The sequence below is a fragment of the Agrobacterium sp. LAD9 genome, from assembly GCF_003031125.1.
GTDB lineage: Bacteria > Pseudomonadota > Alphaproteobacteria > Rhizobiales > Rhizobiaceae > Agrobacterium > Agrobacterium radiobacter.
This window is the reverse complement of sequence record NZ_PHGS01000013.1, coordinates 318,643-327,477: the sequence shown is the minus strand read 5'-3', so window position 1 is coordinate 327,477 and position 8,835 is coordinate 318,643. Positions and strand designations below refer to the sequence as shown.

8 protein-coding genes are annotated in these 8,835 nt (G+C 57.4%); all 8 read left to right on the top strand.

Features of this window, described 5'->3' with window-relative positions; translation table 11 throughout:
- On the top strand, nt 1-550 hold a 550-nt coding region (locus tag DA915_RS15295), incomplete at its 5' end, for a redoxin domain-containing protein (protein ID WP_107676435.1).
- 43 nt (nt 551-593) lie between these two features.
- Nucleotides 594-2,156 (top strand): ABC transporter substrate-binding protein, encoded by a 1,563-nt coding sequence (locus DA915_RS15290; protein WP_107676434.1) that lies wholly within the window; start codon nt 594-596, stop codon nt 2,154-2,156.
- 82 nt (nt 2,157-2,238) lie between these two features.
- Nucleotides 2,239-3,195, top strand: a complete 957-nt coding sequence (locus DA915_RS15285; protein ID WP_192886546.1) for an ABC transporter permease — start codon at nt 2,239-2,241, stop codon at nt 3,193-3,195.
- A 2-nt stretch (nt 3,196-3,197) separates the two neighbouring features.
- The gene (locus DA915_RS15280; protein WP_107676432.1) at nt 3,198-4,025 is read left to right on the top strand and encodes an ABC transporter permease; all 828 of its coding nucleotides are present in this window, start codon (nt 3,198-3,200) and stop codon (nt 4,023-4,025) included.
- The gene (locus DA915_RS15275; RefSeq protein ID WP_107676431.1) at nt 4,022-5,620 is read left to right on the top strand and encodes an ABC transporter ATP-binding protein; all 1,599 of its coding nucleotides are present in this window, start codon (nt 4,022-4,024) and stop codon (nt 5,618-5,620) included. The genes DA915_RS15280 and DA915_RS15275 overlap by 4 nt, the downstream gene beginning before the upstream one ends.
- 20 nt (nt 5,621-5,640) lie before the next feature.
- Nucleotides 5,641-5,979, top strand: a complete 339-nt coding sequence (locus DA915_RS15270) for a YdhR family protein (RefSeq protein WP_107676430.1) — start codon at nt 5,641-5,643, stop codon at nt 5,977-5,979.
- On the top strand, nt 5,976-7,124 hold the full coding sequence (locus tag DA915_RS15265) for an LLM class flavin-dependent oxidoreductase (protein WP_107676429.1): 1,149 nt from the start codon (nt 5,976-5,978) through the stop codon (nt 7,122-7,124). The genes DA915_RS15270 and DA915_RS15265 overlap by 4 nt, the downstream gene beginning before the upstream one ends.
- Entirely contained in the window at nt 7,090-8,523 is a 1,434-nt protein-coding gene (locus DA915_RS15260; RefSeq protein ID WP_107676428.1) for an FAD-binding oxidoreductase, read from the top strand. The genes DA915_RS15265 and DA915_RS15260 overlap by 35 nt, the downstream gene beginning before the upstream one ends.
- The last annotated feature ends 312 nt before the right edge of the window (nt 8,524-8,835 follow it).

Here is an 8,835-nt window from a genome sequence, read left to right as displayed (position 1 = left end):
GCATCCGAAAAATTTCACGCCCGTCTGCACGACGGAACTTGGCGCGATGGGCGGCCTGCAGCCGGAATTCGAAAAGCGCGGCGTGAAGATCATCGGCATTTCGGTCGATCCGGTCGAAAGCCATGAAAAATGGAAGAACGACATTCGCACCGCGACCGGTTTCAACGTTGCTTATCCGCTGATCGGCGACAAGGACCTGAAGGTCGCAAAGCTCTACGACATGCTGCCGGCCGGTGCTGGCGACAGTTCCGAAGGCCGCACGCCTGCCGATAACGCCACCGTGCGCTCCGTCTTTGTCATCGGTCCCGACAAGAAGATCAAGCTGGTCCTCACCTACCCGATGACCACAGGCCGCAATTTCGAGGAAATTCTTCGCGCGATCGATTCCATCCAGCTCACCTCCAAACACCAGGTGGCGACACCGGCCAACTGGAAGCAGGGCGAGGATGTCATCATCACCGCAGCCGTTTCCAACGAAGATGCGATTGCCCGTTTCGGCTCCTACGACACGGTTCTTCCCTATCTTCGCAAGACAAAGCAGCCGAACTGAATGGCTCGCCAGTGCAGCAGAACCCTAACGGTGGATAAACCAAATGACGGATGTAAACGATAACAAGACGATCGGAATCTCGAGAAGATCGGTTTTGCGGGGCGCAACCGGTCTTGCAACCTTAGCAGGTTCTGCGGCGATCGGGGCTTTTCCGCTTTCTTCGCCGCTGGCGGCCGAAGAGGCTCCGAAGCCTGGCGGCCGGTTGATCGTCGGCATAATCGGCGCCGGAAAGGCGGAGTCCTTGAATCCTGCCGTTTCCGCAAATCGCCAGGATCTTCCGCGCTTGTGGAACCTCTACGACAACCTGTTCCGCCGTGGCGACGACGGAAGGGCCCAGCCACTTCTGCTCGAAGAGGCGATACCGAGCGCCGACAACAAGGTCTGGATGCTGATGCTTCGCGATGGCGTGACCTGGCACGATGGCAGCAAGGCGACTGCCGAAGACCTTTTGTACTCGATCAAGACCTGGTCCGATCCGAAACATGCGGGACATGGCGGTGTAAAGGCAATTATCGATTTTGCGGGCGTACGAAAGACCGGCCCTCTGTCGGTCGAGGTGCCTCTTCACTTCGGCGTCCGAGAGTTTCCCTCAACTTTGACGATGGTCAGTTTCGCTCTTGTGAAGGAGGGCGTCGACAACAGCAAGAATCCGATCGGGACAGGCCCATTCAAGTTTGTAAGCTTCACTCCAGGCGTTCGCAGCGTCTACAAACGGCATAACGAGTACTGGAACGGCGCTCCTCTCCTTGAGGAGCTTGTGATCGACACGAGCTTCACCGATGAGAGCGCTCGATTGAACGCGCTTCTGGCCGGCAAGATTCATGCGGTAGATCAGCTTCCCTATGCTCTCGCTAAGATCAACAAGTCGTCACGCCGCATAACGATCCTCAACTCTGCAGGGCCGTCTTTTCAGGCGTTCGTTTTCCGGCTCGACGTCGAACCATTCAAGGACGTTCGTGTCCGACAGGCACTCCGGCTGATCCCGGACCGACAGGCTCTCGTCGATAGCGCATTGAACGGCTTCGGCTCTCCAGGTAACGATCTTCAAGGCAAGGGTCTGCAGTTCTTTGCCGACGACTTTGTCAGGGAGCGGGATGTCGACAAGGCAAGGTGGTTTCTCAAGGAAGCAGGACATGCCGATTTCACGGTTACGCTTGATGCTATCGGTGCCGATCCCAGTGCCATTCTATTTCAGCAGCAGGCCAAGGCTGCCGGCGTCACCGTCAACGTGAACAGTCAGGATGCATCGACATTCTGGTCCAACTATCTTCAGCAGCCCCTGTACACGACGAGTTGGGACACCCCCCTTACCTCCTTGTCGCAGTGGTATCTCACGACGTTGTTCTCCGGTGCCCGATTTCCGGAAACTCGATACGGTGATGAGAAGACCGACAAGTTGCTCTTCGACGCAATCGCGGAAACGGATGATGGCAGAGCGGCTGACAAATGGCATGCCCTCCAGCAGGCCCAGTTCGACCATGGGGGTTATGTGTCATGGGCGAACGCGAACTACGTGGACGCCATCGCAGCGGATGTGCGTGGAGTGAAATCTACCCGCGCTGGATCGCTGGGAGGCTACAATTTCACGAGAGCCTGGATCGCCTGACCGTGACCCCTGGAGAATAAAAATGGTTCATCGATCCGAACGGCAACGATCTGTTTTGCTTCCACGCACGAGGTCACCTCTGTTGGCCACAGTCGTCGCCAGGATAGGCACGGGTTTGGGAGCCTACATCATCGTATGCTTTCTGATCTTTCTCGCGGTCAACGCGCTGCCCGGCGACGTCATCACCTCAGTCTTGGGGCAGAATGCGTCTCCGGAGCGGGTCGAGTCGATGCATGTAGCGCTTGGCTTGGAGAAACCGCTCCTTGTGCGATATGCAGACTGGTTCGTGGGGATAGTCTCCGGGAATTTCGGCGTCTCTTCGGTTTCGGTCGCACAAGGTCAGCCCACACAGCTTTCCGAAACGCTCGTCGAACCCTTGAGGAACAGTGCGGTTCTTGCTGGCATTGGGCTCGCGCTCTTCGTTCCGGCCAGCTTGCTCCTTGGGATCATGGCCGCAACCGCTGCCGGCAGCTATCGTGACCGAATTATTATCGGCGCGAGCGTGGCAATTGCCGGAATACCTGAATTTCTCGTCGGCTCCTTGCTGGTCCTCATATTTTTCACCTGGCTCGATTGGCTTCCCCCTGTCGCCTACTTGCTGCCCGGTGATTCCATTTTCGATCAGCCGGAGGGCCTCGTTTTGCCTGTAGCGACGTTGCTTGCACCGGCGATCGCGTTCGGGGTACGCATGGTGAAAGCGATGCTCGGAGAAATATTCGATCTGGACTATATAGCGATGGCGCGGTTGAACGGTTACAGCGAACGGCGCATTCTGACCCATCATGTGCTTAGGAATGCTGCCGCGCCCCTTCTTCATGCGCTTGGACTTGTCACCAAGTTCATGGTCGGCGGCGTTGTCGTGGTCGAGAGCGTTTTCGCCCTTCCAGGAATCGGCACCAGCCTCGTCAGCGCAGTGAGTGCCCGGGATGTACAGGAAACAAGCGTCATCGCGGCCTTGCTCGCAGCGGTCTATATCGTTTTGAATGTCGTCATCGATATTGCTGTCATGTTCCTTAACCCACGACTGCGGGCTGAGTGATCATGCGCAATTCATTTCTGGCGAAAATGTTCACCGGTCGCTTGAATGCGATGAGTTTTGCACTGGTGCTGCTTCCAATTGCTATCGCCCTTTGTGGCCCACTTCTGGCGCCTTACAGCTATGATGAACCTGTTGGTGGAGCAGGAGATTTACCAAGCGAGGCGTTCCCCCTTGGTACCGATGCCCTCGGACGCGATGTCCTTTCGCGCGTGCTCCAGGGCGGGTTCTCTATCGTTGGCCTTGGTATGGTTTCCACCCTTCTGGCCTACCTCCCGGGCGTGGCGATCGGACTGTTCGCCGGCTTTCGGGCGAACAGTGTCAGTCATCTCCTGGTCGGGATCGTGGATATGCTTCTCGTCCTTCCGAGCATCGTGTTAATGCTCGTCATCACGGCCGGTCTGGGACCCAGCATACCGACGCTTCTTTTGAGCGTCGTATTGGTTCAGCTTCCCTCTATTGCCCGGCTGGTGCGTATTTCGGCTGCTGAGATTTCCAATGCTGGCTACATCGAAGTTGCTTTGGCGCGCGGCGACGGCCTAACAAGAATCCTTTTTAAGGAGATATTCCCGAATGTCTCCCACATCCTCCTTGCCGACGCCGGGGTGCGGTTCGGCTGGTCGATAACGCTCATTACCAGCATGAACTACTTGGGACTTGGGCTGCCCCCGCCGATCGCCGACTGGGGCCTTATGATCGCGGAAAACCGAGAGTTCCTCAACGCAAACCCGTGGTCTGTTCTTGGGCCAGCTGTGCTCTTGGGTTTTCTGACGATCGGTGTCAGCAGTGCTCTCGACAGCTATACCCATGCACGGGGAAGACTCACCAGATGACGCGTGGCAATGTGCTTGAAAATAAACTGCAGAATAATGTGCTTTCACTTAAGAGCCTGCGGGTCAGCCTGAACGAGGGCCCGACGCTTGTCGACGGGATAGATTTGGACCTGCCGCGTGGTCATATTCTCGGGGTCGCCGGTGAATCAGGTTCAGGCAAAACGACGATGGCCAGGGCGCTCCTCGGTTTTGCTCAGGGTGATGTGTGCATTGAATCGGGCTCGCTGCGGATAGACGACCGAACAGTCGATCTGACCTGCGGTTCCGAGACGCAGGCCATGCGCGGAAAGGCCATCGCCTACGTGCCGCAGCATGCGGCCTCCGCGATGAACCCGACGATGCGGATCGAGACGCTAATCCGAGAAATAATCGTGGCTCACGGTGAGGCCAAACCTTCCAACAAGGAGGTGGAGGATGTTCTGGAAGCCGTGGGATTGCCTTCGGAAATCGAGTTCAGACGGCGCTTTCCGCACCAATTGTCCGGAGGGCAGGTGCAGCGGGTTGCGCTGGCGATCGCTATGATCGCGAAGCCCTCAGTCATCATTTTGGATGAACCGACGACTGGACTAGACGTATTGACGCAGAAACGGGTCCTTCAGCAGCTAAAGCGCCTTCGCGACAAGCATGGTATATCCCTTATCATCGTCAGCCATGATCTGGCCGTGCTTCGCGAAGTCACGGACGAGATAATCGTGATGCTGTCGGGGGCCATCGTGGAACGGGGGGCCACACTGGCGGTTCTTAATATGCCCCGCCACGAGTACACAAAAAAGCTCATAGCGGCTTTCCCAAATGTGAGCAGGTTCATCTCCGACAGCGCGCCCAAGAGCGGGACTTGCCTTCATGTCATCGGGCTTAACATCGACAGGATCACCTCGCGGATCCAGCGGCGTGTTGTTGATGGCGTTTCTTTCGAGTTGAAGCGAGGGCATTGCCTTGCACTCGTGGGCACATCGGGATCCGGAAAGACCACGATAGCTCGCGCGATTATCGGACTTCAGTCGAACTGCGGTGGAACCATCAGCTTCGATGAGCAGCCTCTCGCAGGGGACGTTCGCCGCCGAACCCCGGAACAGAGGAGGCGGATACAGTTTGTCCCGCAGGACTCGCAGGACGCTCTTAATCCACGCCATACGATCGCGACCATTCTTGCCCGACCGTTGCAGTTTTTTCGCGGCCTGGCCGGAACGGCGCTGAACGACGAAATTGGATTGCTGCTCGATCAGGTGAGTCTGTCGCCGGAAACCGCCGCGCGGCTTCCAGGGACACTGTCGGGAGGCGAGCGCCAGAGGGTGAACATCGCAAGGGCGCTCGCCGCCGAGCCAGATGTCATCATTTGCGACGAGATCACCTCTGCACTGGATGTCTCGGTTCAAGCCTCCATCCTGAAGCTGCTTTGCGAGCTCAAGCAAAAAACAGGTGTCTCGATCCTGTTCATTGCGCACGACCTCGGGGTCGTCGCGCAGGTCGCGGACGATGTACTCGTCCTGAACAATGGCAAGGTCGTCGAGCAGGGTCCGGTCGGACGAATCCTGATGCATCCCTCTGAACTGCACACACGCGAACTCATCGAAGCGGCGCCAAAAATTCTGTAACCAAGATTGAAGGACAGACTATGACAAAGGCCATTCTGTACTGGGCGTTCGATTTCGACTTTGGCAAGAACGAACCATTCGAGACGACGCTTGAACGAGCGCATGCCTTCGAAAATCTGGAAGGCCTTATCTGGAAGATATGGCTTCGAGATCGCTCGGCCAACAGAGGCGGAGGCGTCTACCTGTTTGAGTCACACGATACCGCCCAAGCCTGGGTCGACCGATACAAGGATAAACCGCTTCAGCCTTGGACCTCTAACTCTCATTGGGAGATTACGGGCGTCGATGAAAAACTCAGCGAGGTAACCTTTGCCGCATTGGGACGGACGCAGTATTGCGATAGCGAGGTTTCCCGATGAGCCACGACCTATCGATCTTTGGACTCATGCAGCCGGATTTTCGCTCGGAGATCAATCTTCAGGGCGGTGTGGGCATCGATCCCATCTATCTGAGACGGTATGCACGGGATCATGAGGCTTTCGGGTTCGATGGTGTCCTCGTTGGAGCCTCGGCGGACATGGCGGACAGTCTGCAGATCGCAGCTTTTGCGGCCGCTCAAACTGAGCGGCTCAAGTTTCTTATCGCGCATCGGCCTGGCCCTATCCATCCCACGCTTGCGGCACGTCAGTTCGCTTCCCTCGACCATCTGACCGCCGGCCGTGTAATCCTCCACGCCATCAGCAGCCGTGACGGGGAAACCACACGCGAGGGCGACACTCTCGACAAGTCGGAGAGATACGCGCGAACTGCGGAGCATCTCAGGGTTCTGAAAAAGGCTTGGACGTCGAAGGAACGCTTCGATTTCGAAGGTAGGTATTATCGATTCCAAGATTTCCGTAGCGAAGTTCTGAGCTTCCAGCAACCACGGATTCCGATCTCTTTCGCAGGAGATTCCGAAGCCGCGCAAGTGGTCGGGACGAAGGAAGCGGACATTTATTCGTTGTATGCGCAGCCACTCGCGGATTTCGACAAGCAGATACGGGGGCTTATGGAAAAGGCGCGCGAAGCCCAGCGCGAAAGACCGCTCGAGTTCACGCTGATCGCCCGCCTCGTCCTGGGCCGCACCGAGCAGAAGGCGTGGGTCCGCGCCCGCCGAATCCTTTCGGAGGTCGAAACGCTGTCCGGCCGATCGGGAAGGGCAAACCTCGCCAATAAATACTTCGATGGATTGCCCAGCGTTGGTGACCAGCGAACAATCGAGCTTGGAGTTGGCGACGGGCGCCATGATCGCGCGCTCTGGGCAGGGATTTCTGCTGTGACCGGGCGCGGAAACAGTGCTGCGCTCGTTGGAACGCCGGAAGTCGTTGCGGAAGAGCTCTTGCGATATGCAGAACTCGGTGTCAATAACTTTATTCTGCATGGTTTCGAGCCATACGAAGATGTGATGGATTACGGACGTACCGTGCTCCCGCTTCTTCGCCAGGAATGGCGCCAACGTCGCCCCAGGGTGAGGCCGCTGGATCAGACAGATGGCCGAAGCGATCAGGAGAATCCGCATGCTTGACGTCCATGGCGACAGAGACGGTGCCGGTCTTCTTCAAGTGCCGGAGCGGTTTCGAGGCAATCTTTTCCGGCCGGGCGATCTAGGTTATGACGAGGGCCGGCGGATCGTCGATAAACGCTTCGACTGCCGACCCGCGCTTATCGCCTGTTGTCAGGGAGTGTCGGACGTACAGACGGCCTTGAAAATCGCCAGGACGAATGGTCTGGAGGTCGCCGTGCGGAGTGGTGGCCATGGCTTTGCCGGCTTGTCGACAGTCGATGGTGGCCTACTCATCGACTTGCGATCTCTTAACGACGTGCATGTCGACGTTGATCGCCGTATCGCTCGAATTCGCCCGGGCGCGCTCGGTGGTGACATCCTACTTGAAACGATCCCTCACGGGCTGGCCCCCGTTGGCGGTACACGCGCCCGCGTGGGCTTCGGCGGGCTTGCTATCTTCAATGGCCAGGGATACCTCGCGCCACGATACGGCAACGCCGTTGACCACGTTCTGGCTGTTGAAGTCGTGTTGGCGAACGGGCGGGTCCTCAAGGCGTCTCCCACGTCGAACGAGGACCTTTTTTGGGCTGTGCGCGGAGCGGGTGATAGCTTTGGCATCGTGACTGCGTTCGACGTCAACCTATATCCCGTCCCTGACGATGTGCAGGTCGGATCCTTCGATCTAGATCTTGTCACGGCTGCGGAAAGCCTCACCAGAGTGCACATTAGTGACGCCGACTTCTCTGAAGACTTCCTTTGGGGCGTAAAGGCGCAAAAAGCCCCATCTGGAACGGCGAGTATCGTCATAGGATACGTACACGTTGGTAACGTGGCATCACGCAGACGCGATGTCGAACTCTTGAGGGGGCTTCTGCCTGCGGCCGTCGAGCGCTCCGAAAAGATGACCTACCTCGACCTCCACTATCGAAGTGGCTTTACTGGTCAGCATACGTTCGTGGCAGGCGCGCAGATAACGGCGCTTGACGCTCCGACTGCGGCAGCAATCGTCGCCATCGCCAACGAATTCGCCGGACGGCCGACGCCTGCGGGTTCGGAGCAGTCTCTGGACTTCTATCCCGTCAGCAAGGGTATGGCGCGCGAAAGCAGCCCACCTAACTCGTGGAGCGTGCGGTCGGGCTATGGGTTTACAGCACGTGTTTCCTATGACGATCCCGCGCAAGAAGCTGAGCACGTTTCGTGGGCAAACAACGCGATCAACGAGCTCGTGTCGGCCGGGCTCACAAGCGGGGGTTATAACGGGACCGCGATCAACCACGTCAGCACATGGACTCCTGACGCAATAAGATCGGCTTATGGCAGTGGATTGGGTACGCTTCTTGCAATAAAGCAGAAATATGACCCCGACAACCTTTTTCGGCGCTCCTCGCTTGGCATTGTTATTGCTGGCGGCGTAATCTGATGCCCTAAATGATGACTGGCTTGTAGCGGTCTCCCGATCTACGCCCGGTGCCGGATTCGTATCGCCGACAATAGCGACTTGTGCCAACGATCACTCCGGTTGCGACAGATACCACCACATCGTCAACTGCCCGTTGGGAAAGAGCCAGCTTCGCGCTGTTGACGCCCTTATTTGGACCTTTCCACATATAAACCGGACCCCGCAACATAAGCAGAATAACCAGTGGCGACAGCATCAGGAAAACTATGAAAAGGCTTTGCGGAGGTGGGGAATTGCAGGTTGCGGCTTCGTAACGACGTTACGCTTTGAAAG